Annotated in this window: 16 protein-coding genes and 1 other annotated feature; of the genes, 3 read left to right on the forward strand and 13 right to left on the reverse strand. The window is 51.4% G+C overall.

Annotation, left to right across the window (positions count from 1 at the left end; genetic code table 11):
* Positions 1-114 precede the first annotated feature (114 nt).
* The 6 genes from thrC to yjjY form a co-directional block, all read right to left on the reverse strand.
* Positions 115-1,401 (reverse strand): threonine synthase, encoded by a 1,287-nt coding sequence (thrC, locus tag D9597_RS03980; protein WP_130221675.1) that lies wholly within the window; start codon positions 1,399-1,401, stop codon positions 115-117.
* Entirely contained in the window at positions 1,402-2,334 is a 933-nt protein-coding gene (thrB, locus tag D9597_RS03985; RefSeq protein WP_130221676.1) for a homoserine kinase, read from the reverse strand.
* 1 nt (position 2,335) lies between these two features.
* On the reverse strand, positions 2,336-4,798 hold the full coding sequence (thrA, locus tag D9597_RS03990; protein WP_130204809.1) for a bifunctional aspartate kinase/homoserine dehydrogenase I: 2,463 nt from the start codon (positions 4,796-4,798) through the stop codon (positions 2,336-2,338).
* Positions 4,799-4,823: 25 nt separating this feature from the next.
* Positions 4,824-4,943 (reverse strand) — a sequence feature (Thr leader region).
* Positions 4,879-4,944, reverse strand: a complete 66-nt coding sequence (gene thrL / locus D9597_RS03995) for a thr operon leader peptide (protein WP_001386572.1) — start codon at positions 4,942-4,944, stop codon at positions 4,879-4,881. It overlaps the preceding feature by 65 nt.
* A gap of 213 nt (positions 4,945-5,157) precedes the next feature.
* Positions 5,158-5,844, reverse strand: a complete 687-nt coding sequence (locus D9597_RS04000) for a tRNA/rRNA methyltransferase (protein ID WP_130217510.1) — start codon at positions 5,842-5,844, stop codon at positions 5,158-5,160.
* 399 nt (positions 5,845-6,243) lie between these two features.
* Positions 6,244-6,384, reverse strand: a complete 141-nt coding sequence (gene yjjY / locus D9597_RS04005) for a protein YjjY (protein WP_001303782.1) — start codon at positions 6,382-6,384, stop codon at positions 6,244-6,246.
* Between the two features lie 95 nt (positions 6,385-6,479).
* On the opposite strand from yjjY, the gene arcA reads away from it, so the two are divergent.
* Complete coding sequence (gene arcA / locus D9597_RS04010; RefSeq protein WP_001194358.1) at positions 6,480-7,196, forward strand: two-component system response regulator ArcA; 717 nt, start codon at positions 6,480-6,482, stop codon at positions 7,194-7,196.
* A 48-nt stretch (positions 7,197-7,244) separates the two neighbouring features.
* On the opposite strand, the gene creD is transcribed toward arcA, so the two are convergent.
* The 4 genes from creD to creA are packed head-to-tail and all read right to left on the reverse strand — an operon-like array spanning position 7,245 to position 11,254.
* The gene (creD, locus tag D9597_RS04015; RefSeq protein WP_130221677.1) at positions 7,245-8,597 is read right to left on the reverse strand and encodes a cell envelope integrity protein CreD; all 1,353 of its coding nucleotides are present in this window, start codon (positions 8,595-8,597) and stop codon (positions 7,245-7,247) included.
* Positions 8,598-8,654: 57 nt separating this feature from the next.
* Positions 8,655-10,079, reverse strand: a complete 1,425-nt coding sequence (gene creC / locus D9597_RS04020; protein WP_130221678.1) for a two-component system sensor histidine kinase CreC — start codon at positions 10,077-10,079, stop codon at positions 8,655-8,657.
* On the reverse strand, positions 10,079-10,768 hold the full coding sequence (creB, locus tag D9597_RS04025; RefSeq protein ID WP_130221679.1) for a two-component system response regulator CreB: 690 nt from the start codon (positions 10,766-10,768) through the stop codon (positions 10,079-10,081). The genes creC and creB overlap by 1 nt, the downstream gene beginning before the upstream one ends.
* A 12-nt stretch (positions 10,769-10,780) precedes the next feature.
* A complete protein-coding gene (creA, locus tag D9597_RS04030) occupies positions 10,781-11,254 on the reverse strand; it encodes a protein CreA (RefSeq protein ID WP_000875488.1) in 474 nt (157 codons plus the stop codon).
* Positions 11,255-11,464: 210 nt separating this feature from the next.
* Here creA and robA point away from each other — a divergent pair, with 210 nt between their 5' ends.
* Positions 11,465-12,334: an MDR efflux pump AcrAB transcriptional activator RobA gene (robA, locus tag D9597_RS04035; RefSeq protein WP_130221680.1), complete on the forward strand. Its 870-nt coding sequence runs from the start codon at positions 11,465-11,467 to the stop codon at positions 12,332-12,334.
* Here robA and gpmB read toward each other — a convergent pair.
* Positions 12,331-12,978, reverse strand: coding sequence for a 2,3-diphosphoglycerate-dependent phosphoglycerate mutase GpmB (gene gpmB, locus D9597_RS04040; RefSeq protein WP_059216559.1), 648 nt, complete (start codon positions 12,976-12,978; stop codon positions 12,331-12,333). The genes robA and gpmB overlap by 4 nt on opposite strands.
* A gap of 50 nt (positions 12,979-13,028) precedes the next feature.
* Between gpmB and yjjX the strand changes: the two genes are divergently transcribed.
* Positions 13,029-13,550, forward strand: a complete 522-nt coding sequence (yjjX, locus tag D9597_RS04045; RefSeq protein WP_130221681.1) for an inosine/xanthosine triphosphatase — start codon at positions 13,029-13,031, stop codon at positions 13,548-13,550.
* A 194-nt stretch (positions 13,551-13,744) separates the two neighbouring features.
* Here the strand turns inward: yjjX and trpR are convergent, their stop codons facing one another.
* Both trpR and sltY read right to left on the reverse strand, forming a co-directional pair.
* A complete protein-coding gene (trpR, locus tag D9597_RS04050) occupies positions 13,745-14,071 on the reverse strand; it encodes a trp operon repressor (protein WP_064530383.1) in 327 nt (108 codons plus the stop codon).
* A gap of 89 nt (positions 14,072-14,160) precedes the next feature.
* A complete protein-coding gene (gene sltY, locus D9597_RS04055; protein WP_130221682.1) occupies positions 14,161-16,098 on the reverse strand; it encodes a murein transglycosylase in 1,938 nt (645 codons plus the stop codon).
* Positions 16,099-16,245 lie beyond the last annotated feature (147 nt).

The raw sequence follows: 16,245 nt of genomic DNA on the forward strand, positions 1-16,245 counted from the left end.
CGCATTTATTGAAAATTTCTCCTTTTTTTCTGTCGATTTTTCTCATATTTTCTCCACAAAAAAGCCGAGCTGTATAAACACAAGCCCGGCTATTTTTTCGGAATTTAATGGATATTAATTATGATTCATCATGAGTTTGCGCAGCGCAGCAAAATCGGCAGGCAGACTATGTGAAAGTAAGGGTAAATCAGCACGTTCTGCCAGCTCTTTTGGCAGTTCCAGCGTTTCACCAAGAATCACTTCCACGCTCTCTTTAAACTTCGCCGGGTGCGCGGTGCCGAGGAACAGGCCATATTCTCCCGGATGAAGCTGGTCACGCAGCGCACGGTAAGCCACGGCAGCATGCGGTTCCGAGGTATAGCCCAGTGCTTTTAACTCACGCATTGTCTGCCGGGTGGTTTCATCATCCACCGCCGCATAACCCAGCTCCTTCAGTTGCCAGATTTTACGGCGGAACAACTCTTCCACTCGCGGCCAGTTGTTTGGCTGGCTGACATCCATCGCATTGGATAATGTCGCCTGGGTAGCTTTAGGCGCCCACTGCCCGTCGTGCAGGAAACGCGGCACCGTATCGTTAACGTTAGTGGCAGCAATAAAACGTTTCAGCGGCAGACCGAGTGATTTCGCCAGCAATCCTGCCGTCAAATCGCCGAAGTTTCCGCTCGGCACTGAAACAACTAGCTGGTTACGCGCTTCCTGTGGCAACTGCGCCACGGCTTCAAAGTAATAGCAAATCTGCGCCAGCAAACGACTGATGTTAATAGAGTTAGCAGAGTTCAGTCCCAACGCCACTTTTAGTTCTTCATCATCGAACGCCTGTTTAACAAGAGCCTGGCAGGCATCGAAATCGCCGTCGATGGCGACGGTTTCAATATTGCCACCCAGCGTACAGAACAGTTTTTCTTGCAGTGGACTGATTTTGCCGTGCGGGTAAAGGATGACCACTTTAACGTTCGGTAAACCGTAGAAAGCGTGAGCCACTGCTGCTCCGGTGTCGCCGGAAGTCGCAGTCAGAATAGTCACTGGCTTATCGCCCGCAATATGGGTCAGCATTTGCGCCATAAAGCGACCGCCGAAATCTTTAAATGCCAGCGTTGGCCCGTGGAACAACTCCAGACAACCGACGTCATTTTCAACTTTGGCAACCGGAGCCGGGAAAGCAAATGCCGCGCGCACGCGCTCTTCCAGAACTTCCTGTGGGATCTCATCACCAATAAACGCCGAGAGGATCTTCGCGCTGCGAGTGACGAAATCCAGTTTCAGCATCTCATCAATTTCGGTCAGGCTGAATTCCGGTAGCTCATGAGGGAAAAACAACCCCTGATTTTTGCCCAATCCCTGCGTTACGGCTTGCGCAAAACTGACCTGCTCATTGTGATCTTTCAGATTGTAGAGTTTCATTTAGTTTTCCAGTACTCGTGCGCCCGCCGTATCCAGCCGGCAAATATGAACAAAACCTTCCTGATTCTGCAGGTAATTCTTACCTAACCAGTCGGCAACTCGCTGGGCGGTATCCAGTTTATCGCACAGGGCGAACAAGGTCGGCCCCGAGCCGGAGATACCGCTCGCTACCGCACCGATTTCCGCGACCGCCTGACGTGCTTGCCTGAAGCCTGGCAATAAACGTTCACGGTAGGGTTCAGCGATAACATCTTTCATCAGCTTCGCGGCAAGTTCAGGCTGGCGGGAATAGCAGGCGTGAATGAAGCCTGCCAGATGTCGCCCGTGCGCAATGCAATCCTGGCGGCGATACTGCGCCGGTAAAATAGCCCGTGCTTCTGCCGTCGAGACTTTAATCCCCGGATACGCCAACACCCATAACCACTCATCAAATTCTGGTACCTGCTGGCTGATGATGCCGTTTTCTTCGATCATCAACTGCATGCCGCCAAGAAAGCACGGTGCCACGTTGTCGTAATGAATGCTGCCGGAGATACGCCCTTCCAGTTCGCCCATCAAGGCCAGCAGGCGGGTATCATTGAGCGGCTTACCGCAGTGTTCATTCATCGCCACCAGCGCCGCGACCACCGAACAGGCGCTGGAACCTAAGCCAGAACCGATCGGCATATTCTTTTCCAGGGTCATCGCCACCGGAATTTGCTTACCCACTTCCTGGCAAAAACGCTCCCAGCACTGATAAACGATATTTTCCTGCGGTTCTGACGGTAGCTTGCCTGCAAACCGTCCAAGATTGTTGAGACTGAAGCGCTCTGCTGACTCAACCGTCACTACATCTCCCAGCAAGGAACCATCAACAGGCACCACCGCCGCCCCAAGCACATCAAACCCGACGCTCATATTGGCACTGGAAGCCGGAGCATAAACCTTAACCATTTTAGACTCCTAACTTCCATGAGAGGGTGCGTAGCAGATCGGCAAAGACACCGGCAGCTGTAACGTCATTACCCGCACCGTATCCGCGCAGGACCAGCGGCAGTGGCTGATAATAGTGGCTATAGAAGGCCAATGCGTTTTCGCCGTTTTTCACTTTGAACAGCGGATCGTTGCCATCCACTTCAGCAATCTTCACGCGGCAGACGCCATCTTCATCAATATTGCCAACATAGCGCAAAACTTTTCCTTCATCACGGGCCTTCGCCACGCGCGCGGCAAAGAGATCGTCGAGCTGTGACAGATTCGCCATAAAAGTCGCAACATCGCCTTCCGCGTTAAACTCTGCGGGCAGCACAGATTCGATTTCGATATCCGCCAGTTCCAGTGATCGTCCTGTTTCACGAGCGAGAATCAACAGCTTGCGCGCCACATCCATACCAGAAAGATCATCTCGCGGATCCGGTTCGGTATAACCCATTTCTCTTGCCAGCGTGGTGGCCTCGGAGAAGCTCATCCCTTCGTCTAACTTACCGAAGATGAAAGAAAGCGAACCAGAAAGAATGCCAGAGAATTTCATCAATTCATCACCCGCGTTGAGCAGGTTTTGTAAGTTCTCAATGACCGGCAACCCCGCACCGACGTTGGTGTCATAAAGGAATTTACGCCGTGATTTTTCCGCCGCGTAACGCAGCTGATGGTAGTAATCCATCGACGAGGTGTTGGCCTTTTTGTTCGGAGTCACCACGTGGAAACCTTCGCGCAGGAAGTCGGCATATTGATCCGCCACCGCCTGGCTGGAAGTGCAATCGACAATCACCGGATTCAGCAAATGATATTCTTTCACCAGGCGAATTAAGCGCCCAAGGTTGAACGGCTCTTTGGCTTGCGCCAGTTCTTCCTGCCAGTTATCCAGGTTAAGGCCATGCACATTAGTCAGCAGCGCCTTCGAGTTAGCAACGCCGCAAACGCGTAAATCGATGTGTTTGTTCTTCAGCCAGCTTTGCTGACGTTTCAGTTGCTCCAGCAGCGCGCCGCCAACGCCACCGACGCCAATCACAAACACTTCGATAACCTGATCGGTATTGAACAGCATCTGGTGGGTAACGCGTACGCCAGTGGTCGCATCATCGTTATTTACCACGACAGAGATTGAGCGTTCAGAAGACCCTTGAGCAATGGCGACAATGTTGATATTGGCGCGGGCCAGTGCGGCAAAGAATTTCGCCGAGATCCCACGCAAGGTGCGCATACCATCGCCCACCACCGAGATAATGGCCAGCCGTTCAGTGACCGCCAGCGGCTCCAGCAAACCTTCTTTCAGTTCCAGGTAGAACTCTTCCTGCATCGCGCGTTCAGCACGCGCACAGTCGCTTTGTGGTACGCAGAAACTGATACTGTATTCGGAAGATGATTGCGTAATCAGCACCACTGAAATGCGGGCGCGTGACATTGCCGCAAAGACGCGCGCCGCCATGCCGACCATTCCTTTCATCCCCGGACCAGAAACGCTGAACATTGCCATGTTATTCAGATTGGAAATGCCCTTGACCGGTAATTCATCTTCATCACGGCTGGCGCCAATGAGCGTACCTGGTGCTTGAGGATTTCCGGTATTTTTAATCAGGCAAGGGATCTGGAACTGAGCGATAGGGGTAATGGTGCGAGGGTGAAGAACTTTAGCGCCGAAGTAGGAAAGCTCCATCGCTTCCTGGTACGACATCGACTTCAACAGCCTCGCATCGGGCACCTGACGCGGGTCGCAAGTATAGACACCATCGACATCCGTCCAGATCTCGCAACAATCGGCGCGTAAGCAGGCGGCCAGTACCGCGGCGGAGTAGTCAGAACCGTTACGTCCCAGCACCACCAGCTCACCTTTTTCATTACCGGCGGTAAAACCAGCCATCAGCACCATATGGTCAGCCGGAATGCGGCTTGCCGCAATACGGCGGGTGGACTCAGCAATATCGACCGTAGATTCGAGGTAATGACCGATTGCCAGCAGCTTTTCGACCGGATCGATAACGGTAACGTTGTGACCACGCGCTTCCAGTACCCCGGCCATAATGGCGATCGACATTTTTTCACCACGGCAAATCAGCGCGGCGTTGATGCTGTCCGGGCATTGCCCCAACAAGCTAATGCCATGCAGGACATGTTTGATTTGGGCAAATTCTTGATCAACGAACGCTTTCAATTGCGCCAGCGGAAATCCCGGTTGGGCGGCGGCGAGTCCCGTCAGAAGTTCGGCAAAAATACGTTCGGCATCGCTGATATTGGGTAAAGCATCCTGACCGCTAATGGTTTTTTCAATCATTGCGACCAGATGGTTGGTAATTTTGGCGGGGGCAGAGAGGACGGTGGCCACCTGCCCCTGCCTGGCATTGCTCTCCAGAATATCGGCAACCCGCAGAAAACGTTCTGCATTTGCCACTGATGTACCGCCGAACTTCAACACTCGCATGGTTGTTACCTCGTTACCTTTGGTCGAAAAAAAAGCCCGCACTGTCAGGTGCGGGCTTTTTTCTGTGTTTCCTGTACGCGTCAGCCCGCACCGTTACCTGTGGTAATGGTGATGGTGGTGGTAATGGTGGTGCTGATGCGTTTCATGGATGTTGTGTACTCTGTAATTTTTATCTGTCTGTGCGCTATGCCTATATTGGTTAAAGTATTTAGTGACCTAAGTCAATAAAATTTTAATTTGCTCACGGCAGGTTACCAGTTCATAGAGTGCTGGTAGATGCTCTTTTTTTAATCCACACAGAGACATATTGCCCATTGCAGTCAGAATAAAAATCTGAAAACGCCCTTCCTTGTCGTTTTTTATTTGGTGATATTTTTTTCAATATCATGCAATAAACGATGCAACATGGCCGTGTCTCGTTGCTCCAACAGCCCGATGCGTTGTTGTAACCAGTCGACCAGTTTGGTGTCATCTGCCACCGCCAGAGTCGTTAACAATGACATGGCTCGTTCACGTAAAGCCTGCAGTTGAAATGGGTCCGCCGTTGCGGCAGATTCCACCGGTTGTTGTATTAATGTTGCTAATTGATAGCAATAGACCATCACCGCCTGCCCCAAATTCAGTGATGGATAATCCGCCACCATTGGCACGCCGGTGAGGACATCAGCAAGCGCCAACTCTTCGTTAGTCAAGCCGGAATCTTCGCGACCAAAGACCAGCGCCGCATGGTTCATCCATGTCGATTTTTCCTCCAGTAGCGGCACCAGTTCTATCGGCGTGGCGTAGTAATGGTATTTCGCCCGACTGCGCGCAGTGGTAGCAACGGTAAAATCAACGTCGTGTAGCGATTCAGCCAGCGTTGGAAAAACTTTAATATTATCAATAATATCACCAGAACCATGCGCCACCCAGCGGGTAGCCGGTTCCAGGTGTGCCTGGCTATCGACAATGCGCAGCTCGCTAAATCCCATTGTTTTCATCGCCCGAGCCGCTGCACCAATATTTTCAGCTCTGGCAGGTGCTACCAGAATGATCGTTATACGCATGTTGCCACTCTTCTTGATCAAATAACCGCGAACAGGGTGATGAATGTCAACTTATTACGCGGAGAGAATTTACAAATTCGTAACGTAAGTCGCAGAAAAAGCCCTTCGCTTAACTTAAAAAAAGCTAAACTATTTCTTGACTATACTAACGGTGTAATTGTTAAAAATTGCTACATATCCTTCTGTTTACTTAGGATAATTTTATAAAAAATAAATCTCGACAATTGGATTCACCACGTTTATTAGTTGTATAAGGCAACTAGTTGTATTATTAAAATAATGTGACGAAAGCTAGCATTTAGATACGATGATTTCATCAAACTGTTAACGTGCTACAATTGAACTTGATATATGTCAACGAAGCGTAGTTTTATTGGGTGTCCGGCACGTCTTAGCCTGTTATGTTGCTGTTAAAATGGTTAGGATGACAGCCGTTTTTGACACTGTCGGGTCCTGAGGGAAAGTACCCACGACCAAGCTAATGATGTTGTTGACGTTGATGGAAAGTGCATCAAGAACGCAATTACGTACTTTAGTCATGTTACGCCGATCATGTTAATTTGCAGCATGCATCAGGCAGGTCAGGGACTTTTGTACTTCCTGTTTCGATTTAGTTGGCAATTTAGGTAGCAAACATGCAGACCCCGCACATTCTTATCGTTGAAGACGAGTTGGTAACACGCAACACGTTGAAAAGTATTTTCGAAGCGGAAGGCTATGATGTTTTCGAAGCGACAGATGGCGCGGAAATGCATCAGATCCTCTCTGAATATGACATCAACCTGGTGATCATGGATATCAATCTGCCGGGTAAGAACGGTCTTCTGTTAGCGCGTGAACTGCGCGAGCAGGCGAATGTTGCGTTGATGTTTCTGACTGGCCGTGACAACGAAGTCGATAAAATTCTCGGCCTCGAAATCGGCGCAGATGACTACATCACCAAACCGTTCAACCCGCGTGAACTGACCATCCGTGCACGCAACCTGCTGTCCCGTACCATGAACCTGGGTACAGTCAGCGAAGAACGTCGTAGCGTTGAAAGCTATAAGTTCAATGGTTGGGAACTGGACATCAACAGCCGTTCATTGATCGGTCCTGATGGCGAGCAGTACAAACTGCCGCGCAGCGAGTTCCGCGCCATGCTTCACTTCTGTGAAAACCCAGGCAAAATTCAGTCTCGTGCTGAACTGCTGAAGAAAATGACCGGCCGTGAGCTGAAACCGCACGACCGTACTGTAGACGTGACGATCCGTCGTATTCGTAAACACTTCGAATCTACGCCGGATACGCCGGAAATCATCGCCACCATTCACGGTGAAGGTTATCGCTTCTGCGGTGATCTGGAAGATTAATCGGCTTTACCACCGTCCAAAAAAACGGCGCTTTTTAGCGCCGTTTTTTTATTTCCAGATACGTAACTCATCGTCCGTTGTGACTTCTTTACTGACTTTCATTTTCGGCAGTGAAAACGCATACCAGTCGATATTCCGCGTCACAAACATCATGCCGGCCAGCGCCACCACCAGCACACTGGTTCCCAACAACAGTGCGCTATCGGCAGAGTTGAGCAGTCCCCACATCACACCATCCAGCAACAACAGCGCGAGGGTAAACAACATGCTATTGCGCCAACCTTTTAATACCGCCTGCAAGTAAATACCGTTCATTAATGCCCCTATCAAGCTGGCAATTACCCATGCCACGGTAAAACCGGTATGTTCAGAAAGCGCCAGCAAGAGCAAATAAAACATCACCAATGACAGCCCCACCAGCAAATATTGCATCGGGTGCAAACGTTGCGCGGTGAGCGTTTCAAAAACAAAGAAGGCCATAAAAGTCAGTGCAATCAGCAAAATAGCATACTTAGTCGCCCTGTCCGTTAATTGATACTGATCGGCAGGCGTAGTGACTGCGACGCTAAACGCCGGGAAGTTTTCCCAGCCGGTATCATTGCCTGAAGCAAAACGCTCACCGAGATTATTGGCAAACCAGCTACTTTGCCATTGCGCCTGAAAACCGGATGCACTTATTTCTCGTTTCGCTGGCAAAAAATCACCTAAAAAACTGGGATGCGGCCAGTTGCTGGTTAAGGTCATTTCGCTATTACGCCCGGCAGGCACCACAGAAAGATCGCCGGTACCGCTTAAGTTCAGCGCCATATTCAGCTTCAGGTTCTGCTTCCGCCAGTCCCCTTCGGGTAAAGGGATATGCACGCCCTGCCCGCCTTGCTCTAACCCTGTACCGGGTTCAATGGTCAGCGCTGTTCCGTTAACTTCAGGCGCTTTCACCACACCAATACCACGCGCATCCCCGACGCTAATCACAATAAATGGCTTGCCTAAGGTGATATTTGGCGCGTCGAGTTCGCTAAGACGCGAAACATCAAAATCGGCTTTTAGCGTTAAATCACTGTGCCAGACCTGACCGGTATAAATACCAATCTTGCGTTCTTCCACATTCTGATTACCATCAACCATCAACGACTCAGGTAACCAAAAATGGATAAAACTTCGTTTCCGCTCCACGGTTTTATCCTCTTCCTGCACCGTATAAAGCTCGGTCACAGGAATAGCGATGAGCGGCCCAACGAGTTTTTGCGGCCCGCTGGTACTTTGGCGAATCGCATCTTCCACATCGCTACGGTAATCGGCACGTTCGACAATCACCTGCCGAATCAGCATTATCGGAATCAACAACAGCAATACTGCACCAAACAGAGTGGTCATTTTCCAGAACAGGGGGGATTTCAACATAGTCTTCTCCTTTGCAATGGCGACAGGATATGAAGGCTATGTGGGAAGAATTTGAAGTTATGTGAAGTGACGGTGAAGTCGAAGCGAGGCCAATACGCCGCCTTCCGGCACGTTGTGCAACGTGACTTCGCCATTAAGCAAACGGGCAACTTCACTGACAAACGCCAGCCCCAGACCACTGCTTTTTTGCCCATTCGCACGCGGCAAAGAGTAGAAACGCTCAAAAATACGTGACAGCGCGTAGTCAGGAATACCACTACCGGTATCCAGCACATTAAGCGTGACGTGTTCCTGATCCACTTCGGCGCTTAGCGTTATGCGACCGCTCTCGGGGGTAAAATCGATGGCATTATCCAGCAAATTCCCCAGCGCCTGCTCCAGTAACGCCGGTTCAGCAGCAACGTTAACCTCGGTGGGCATAACATTAAGAGTGATATTTTTTTCTGCCAACTGCACGGTGCGCGCTTCACTGACGCGGCGAAATAATGCCGCCACATCAACCGCAGAAAGAACGACCTCCTGGCGATTCTCCAGTCTTGCCTGGCGTAGTAGCGTTTCCACCAGCGCCTGCATTCGCGCGTTTTGCGTCAGAATATTGTCGGTAAAACGGGCTACCACTTCCGGTGGCGGACCTTCGCGTAAAATTTCCGCCGCGCCACGAATTGCCGCCAGCGGACTTTTCAACTCATGAGTTAACGCGTAGACATACTGCTCAATATAGTTTTTCCCCTCCAGTTTCACGCGCATACTTTCCAGCGCCTGCGCTAACTTACGCAGCTCGCTACTGCCGAGTTCAGGAAGCGGAACGGGCTTATTGTCGGTAACGGAATCAGCATAACGAGTGAGCCGGGCAATGGAGCGGTTGATCCACCAAACCATTCCTGCGCCGATTACCAGCGCAATTCCCAGCAAAATGGCGCTCGCCCATAAAATTCGCCGCTCGCTGCGTTTAATCACCGGTGCCATCGCCGCGTTCGGTTTGCCTACGCTCAAAACGCCAACCAGCCGCGTGCCGTCCATAATAGGTGCGGCAACATACATCACAGAACTTTCGGGATCGGCAGGATTTTGCAACGTACTGCGCGCACCATACTGACCACGCAACGTTAGCCATACGTCATTCCAGCGCGAATAATCCTGCCCGACGGCTTTATTGGCCGAATCAAACAATACTTTGCCCTGCGCATCAGTCATATAGACATGATATTCGTTGCGCACTTTGTTGATGCCGCTGATATTGGCGCGAAACGGGCGATTTTGTAGCTGGTTAAATGCCTGCGCCAACTGCCCATGCGTTGGGTCACCAGAGAGCAAATCGGCACGCGCCAGCTCCGCCAGCAACATTGCCGTATCGATCAACGTCCCTTCCGTCGCCCTTCGCACGCCCGGTTTAACTTCTTTGACAAAAATAGCCAGTACGAACCAGGCGGCTACCGCCACCAGTAAAAAATACCCCAGCAACAGCCGCATGCCGATACGCATTACAGGATCCTCAGGCTGTATCCCATGCCGCGATGGGTATTGATCGGCGAAAGCTCGGGATTAATAGCGCGCAGTTTGGCACGCAGCGTTTTAATGTGAGTATCGACAGTGCGATCGTAGGTGTCCAGCGCATCTTCCCAGACGCTATCCATCAGTTGCTGACGGGACCAGACGCGGCCCGGCGACTTAAGTAACGTTTTCAGCAACAAAAACTCATACCGTGTTAGCGTTAACGGCGTGTCAAACCAGCTTATCTGCGCCGCAGGTTCATTCAGTTCAAAATGACCAATACGGATGACGGGAGAAGGCGTAGAAAACTTCTTCACCCGACGCAGTAAGGTGCGCACTCTGGCGCACACTTCGCGGGGTGAAAACGGTTTAGCCACGTAGTCATCAGCGCCAATTTCCAGTCCAAGCAGGCGATCCACCTCTTCACTACGGGCTGTCAGGAACAGTACAGGTAGCGCCGGATGGATCACCAGCAACTGACGGCACAATTCAAAGCCGCTGATATCCGGCAGACCAACATCGAGAATAATGACGTCGGGAACCTGCTGGCGTGCTTTATCCAGCACCGGCAAGCCTCGCTCAAAGACCTCGACGGCAAAACCTTCCTGCTGCAACATATAGACCAGCGTGTCGGCTATCCCTTGCTCGTCTTCCACTAACCAGACCGTTTCCCGTTGCATATATCGCCTCTGTTATTGCCGCCAAGGCATGACAGGCACCGCGCTAATCGCGTTTTTCGGCGACCCATCTACAACTTTGTCGGAGTAGGCCAGGTAAGCGAGCGCGTTGCGTTTGGCGTCATAGAAGCGTACGACCTGTAACGACTTAAAGACCAGCGACGTACGTTTTTTGAATACCACTTCGCCCTGAGCTTTGCCGTTTTTAATGCGCTCTGACAGTTCAATCGGCCCGACTTGCTGGCAGGAAATAGCCGCATCGGAAGTATCTTCCGCCAGGCCCAATCCCCCTTTAATACCGCCGGTTTTTGCCCGACTCACATAACAGGTGACATTTTTCACATCGGGATCGTCAAAGGCTTCTACGACAATTTTGTGATCCGGGCCGATCATTTTAAATACGGTATCGACCGAACCAATTTCTTCCGCATGTGCCAATGGCCCCAGCATTATCAGGCTTAAAGACAGGATCAAATGCTTGTATTTCATATTGTTACCATTTTTATAAGTTACACAGAGCAATTAGTTCGTCACGGTAAATAACATATTGATTAAGAACAAAATCTCAACACTTTTATTTCCGTCAAGACCTAAAACATACTCTACTAAGAAAAAAACACTGAATGCTAAAACAGCAAAAAATGCTATTATCCAATTACCTGATGTCAGGTGCTCGTTGTGAAAGGATGAGGATATTTTATGGATCAGGCCGGCATTATTCGCGACCTTTTAATCTGGTTGGAAGGTCATCTGGATCAGCCACTGTCGCTCGACAATGTAGCGGCGAAAGCAGGTTATTCCAAGTGGCACTTACAGAGAATGTTTAAAGATGTCACTGGCCATGCTATTGGCGCGTATATTCGTGCTCGTCGTTTGTCGAAATCGGCGGTTGCACTACGCCTGACCGCGCGCCCAATTCTGGATATTGCGCTGCAATACCGCTTCGACTCTCAACAGACATTTACTCGTGCATTCAAGAAGCAGTTTGCCCAGACTCCCGCACTTTACCGCCGTTCTCCTGAATGGAGCGCCTTTGGTATTCGCCCGCCGCTGCGTCTGGGTGAATTCACCATGCCAGAGCACAAATTTATCACGCTGGAAGACACGCCGCTGATTGGCGTAACTCAGAGTTACTCCTGTTCACTGGAGCAAATCTCTGATTTCCGCCATGAAATGCGTTATCAGTTCTGGCACGATTTTCTCGGTAATGCGCCGACCATTCCGCCTGTGCTCTACGGCCTGAATGAAACGCGTCCAAGCCAGGATAAAGACGACGAGCAAGAGGTGTTCTACACCACCGCGTTAGCCCAGGAGCAAGCAGACGGCTATGTACTGACGGGGCATCCGGTGCTGTTGCAGGGCGGCGAATATGTGATGTTTACCTATGAAGGTCTGGGAACCGGCGTGCAGGAATTTATCCTGACGGTGTACGGAACCTGTATGCCGATGCTGAACCTGACGCGCCGTAAAGGTCAGGATATTGAGCGATACTATCCGGCAGAAGATGCCAAAGCGGGAGATCGCCCAATTAATCTGCGCTGCGAACTGCTGATTCCAGTACGTCGTTAACGTTGCAGCTCGTCTAATGCAGGGGCGTCCAGATGCGAGATGTCCCCTGCTGTTTCAACTACCCAACCAGACGCCAGCCACAGGCTTTCCTGATAATCCACGCGCGAAATAGAACAGTTACGCAGACGTAAGCGGCGTTCTGCCCATGCAGGTAGGCCCAGAATAGTACTCACCAGGCATCCCAGCGCGATACCGTGGCTCACCAGTAGCGGTCGACTTCCCTGCGGCAAATCCCGACAAGATTCCAGAGCAGCATTGACGCGCTCGCTCAGTTCCTGCATTGACTCGCCTTCAGGAATACGCCCGTCAACAGTGCCATTTACCAGTTGGCGACGCCAGTTCTCTTCTTCTTCGGTCAGAGAGTCGATATGTCTTTTTTCCAGCACGCCCATATTTAATTCACGCAGGCGGGAATCAAAGATAATGTCACAGCCGCAAGCCTGAGCGATGATTTCCGCCGTGCGCCGGGTGCGACCTAAATCGCTACTGATGATATGTGTAATGCCAAGCTCTTTGGCTCGCGCCGCCACCTGCATTGCTTGTTGCTCACCTTTGGCAGTCAGTGGGCTATCAGACTGGCCCTGAATACGTCGCTCGGCGTTCCACTGCGTTTCACCGTGGCGGACTAGGTATACCTGTAACATGCTTTTTTTCCGTATACTGCTGTAACGTTAATTTTTGAGTAATCCTGATTATGCACCATGTTGTCTGTGCGACCACCAATCCCGCTAAAATTCAGGCCATTCTGCAGGCATTTCACGAGATCTTCGGCGAAGGATCCTGCCACATTGAGTCCGTTGCCGTCGAGAGCGGCGTACCGGAACAACCCTTTGGCAGTGAGGAAACGCGCGCTGGCGCACGAAATCGGGTAGAAAATGCCCGCCGTTTACATCCAGAGGCCGATTTTTGGGTAGCGATTGAAGCGGGCATTGATGGTGACAGCACCTTCAGTTGGGTGGTCATTGAAAGCACCAACCAACGTGGCGAAGCACGTTCGGCTACTTTGCCGTTACCTGCGGTGATTCTGCAGAAAGTGCGTGAAGGCGAGGCGCTCGGCCCCGTGATGTCGCGTTATACCGGTATTGATGAGATTGGTCGTAAGGAAGGGGCGATCGGCGTGTTTACCGCCGGTAAGCTCACTCGCGCCAGCGTCTATCACCAGGCGGTGATCCTGGCGCTGAGTCCGTTTCATAATGCCGTGTATCAGCCATTGTAAACCGGATAAGGCGTTCACGCCGCATCCGGCATTCGGTGCACGGTGCCTGATGCGACGCTGCCGCGTCTTATCAGACCTACCAAACATATTGAAATTGCTGGTATTTGTAGGACGGATAAGGCGTTCACGCCGCATCCGGCATTCGGTGCACAATGCCTGATGCGACGCTGCCGCGTCTTATCAGGCCTACAAAATCAATCGCTTTTCAGCAACACGTCTTCCAGCCACTGGCGCAGCTCAACGGGGGCGGCTTTCAGACTGTTAGATCCACGCGTAATAGTCGCGATGCCCGCGCCGAGTTCATTTTTTAACTCGCGCTGGCTCATTTCACCACGCAGCAACTCTTCAACGATACGCACGCGAGTCCCCAATGCTTCGCGCTCATCTGGCGTCAGCATCAGGTTTAACAATGGTAAATGGAGATCGTTTTCGTAGGCATTCTTAAGCAGGTCGACAAAACGTAACCACTCCTGGTGACGCTGTTCTGCCATCGCTGCTGAATAGGGTGATTGCTGGGCCATAGTGTGTCGCCATTGTTAGCGGGGGAAGCAAAATGCCTCCCCCGGTTGTACTCGCTAAAGAGTACGATAGCATATCATAAAGGTTCAAATCAGTAACGACGTCCCCATTCCGTAGCGCTCAAAAGCGTGGGCTTATCACCCATGAAATAGCGATAGTACGCGTCATAAGCCAGCACATTTTTCACATAACCGCGCGTCTCGGAAAACGGAATACTCTCGACAAACGCCACCGCGTCGATACGCCCGGCGCTGTTACCAAGCCACGTGCGCACCCGCCCTGGACCGGCGTTATAAGCTGCCGAGGAGAAAATGCGGTTATTGCCAAATTGCTGATAAACATATTGCAGATAACTGGTACCGATATTGATGTTCGTTTCCGGATCCAGCAATTGCCCAGGGCTGCTATAACCAGGAATAGAGAACATCTTCACCGTCTGAGTCGCCGTACCGGGCATAATCTGCATCAGGCCGCTGGCTCCTACCGGTGATTTCACTTTCGGATTCCAGGCGCTCTCCTGACGGGCAATCGCCATTGCATAGCTTTGCGGGATATCTTTACCGTTGGTGTAACGTTCGAAGAGATCGTTGTAGGCCAGGGGGAATCGTTCTTCCAGATGATCCCACAATTTCCCGGCGATCGTCGCCTGAACACTGAGATCCCACCAGTGATTATTAAAGGCATAGCGTGCCAATTGCGCCTGCTCTGTTTTTGACTTGCTCTTCACCAGATTGGCCCACTCGCTACGTGCGGTGTTATCCATATTCCAGTACATCAACTCGCGCACGCGCGCCATCTCCGGCCCCTGGGTCAGGGCGCTGTCAACGTTCTGCGGCGCTTTATCAATCTTTAGTTGATACTCTTCGCCAATACGTTGCGCAGCGACCATCGGGTAGAAACCACGCTGTTGCATGAGTTGATGCAAAATCTCTTTTGCTTCAGCTTCACGCCCGCGTTCCAGCAGTATATCCGCCTGCCAGTAGCGCCATTCATCTTTATCTTTCGCCTCTATTGGCAGACGCGCCAGCCAGGTATTCAGACCACGGCGATCGCCAGTGCCAAGCGCCATCCGCACGCGGCGTTCAATTAACGACGTGGATTGCGAACGCATAATCGCGTCATCACGCCATTTCGCCTGTTCGTCGGTAACATCGTTGCCCATCAGACGCCAGGCGACGATATCACGCAGCTCCTGAATCTGATCTTCATTAAGCTGCTGCGCCTGGGCAAGTGAAGGGATCATCAGCCGTGCATTTTCAGCATCCTGACGTGCCACGCTGGCAAATGCCACCGCCGCCATCTGACGGGTAAAATCGGTCGCGCCGGTGGAACGCGCGAAGGTCAGCACAGTATTAGGATCATTCGCCAGCGAAATAATTGCCGAAGCAATAGTCTGGTAATCAGCAGGCATTTGCCCTGCCAGCACCGTCACCAGCCCGGTATTGCCTGCTTTCATCGCAAGGCGGATACGCTCTAAATAAGCCAGGGGTTCTTGTTTGCCGGACGCTCGCCAGACGCTAAATAACTTGTCACAAGCGTTAGGCTGGCTCTTTCCGGCTAGCCACAGCTCTTTCGCCCCCTGCCAGGCTTCTTCACTCTGCCCGGTGTTCCATTTTGCATAGTAGTAATTACACTGGGCTTCGGTTGTGCCAGGCTTTTCCGGGCTAAAGGCTAACAAGCCACGCCAGTCTTCGCGCCGCGCCAGTTCATTGACGAAACGCGATTGCAGCGTGCGAGCAGGAGGAAGCGTGGGGTTAGCGCGAACAAAGTTAGTAACCGTCACCGCCGGTTGATTCATCAGGTCATCGGTGATCTGGCGATATTCCAGGTAGGGGTATAACGGGTAATCCTTCAGGGATGGCATCATTTGTTCGACCACATCCATTTGTCGATTATCCCAGGCCTGCTTGATTTGCGCGTAACGGCTACGCTGCTCATCCAGTGAGTCGGCTCGCGCCACGCTGCTGACCGTCAGCAGACAGACACCGGCAGCCAACAGCCGCCAGGTAACTTGTTTGGCTTTTTCCACAAGCGCACCCTCTAAGTGTAAATACATCAATGCAGCATCATGCCGCGTAATAGATTTATGCTAACCAGTCATTGCCGTTTACGCCACGTTACGGACACTTTTTTACTTTTATACTCTAAATAATTCGAGTTGCAGGAAGGCGATAAG

Origin of the sequence: Escherichia sp. E13S3 (assembly GCF_004212325.1) — a bacterium.
In the GTDB taxonomy this organism is placed as follows: Bacteria; Pseudomonadota; Gammaproteobacteria; order Enterobacterales; family Enterobacteriaceae; genus Escherichia.

Coding starts and splice junctions, on each gene's coding strand:
- yjjY (WP_001303782.1), bottom strand. CDS start 6,384: ATGACTAAAGTACGTAATTGCGTTCTTGATGCACTTTCCATCAACGTC.
- creB (WP_130221679.1), bottom strand. CDS start 10,768: ATGCAACGGGAAACGGTCTGGTTAGTGGAAGACGAGCAAGGGATAGCC.
- D9597_RS04000 (WP_130217510.1), bottom strand. CDS start 5,844: ATGCGTATAACGATCATTCTGGTAGCACCTGCCAGAGCTGAAAATATT.
- yjjX (WP_130221681.1), top strand. CDS start 13,029: ATGCACCATGTTGTCTGTGCGACCACCAATCCCGCTAAAATTCAGGCC.
- gpmB (WP_059216559.1), bottom strand. CDS start 12,978: ATGTTACAGGTATACCTAGTCCGCCACGGTGAAACGCAGTGGAACGCC.
- robA (WP_130221680.1), top strand. CDS start 11,465: ATGGATCAGGCCGGCATTATTCGCGACCTTTTAATCTGGTTGGAAGGT.
- thrB (WP_130221676.1), bottom strand. CDS start 2,334: ATGGTTAAGGTTTATGCTCCGGCTTCCAGTGCCAATATGAGCGTCGGG.
- creC (WP_130221678.1), bottom strand. CDS start 10,079: ATGCGTATCGGCATGCGGCTGTTGCTGGGGTATTTTTTACTGGTGGCG.
- thrA (WP_130204809.1), bottom strand. CDS start 4,798: ATGCGAGTGTTGAAGTTCGGCGGTACATCAGTGGCAAATGCAGAACGT.
- trpR (WP_064530383.1), bottom strand. CDS start 14,071: ATGGCCCAGCAATCACCCTATTCAGCAGCGATGGCAGAACAGCGTCAC.
- creA (WP_000875488.1), bottom strand. CDS start 11,254: ATGAAATACAAGCATTTGATCCTGTCTTTAAGCCTGATAATGCTGGGG.
- thrC (WP_130221675.1), bottom strand. CDS start 1,401: ATGAAACTCTACAATCTGAAAGATCACAATGAGCAGGTCAGTTTTGCG.
- arcA (WP_001194358.1), top strand. CDS start 6,480: ATGCAGACCCCGCACATTCTTATCGTTGAAGACGAGTTGGTAACACGC.
- creD (WP_130221677.1), bottom strand. CDS start 8,597: ATGTTGAAATCCCCCCTGTTCTGGAAAATGACCACTCTGTTTGGTGCA.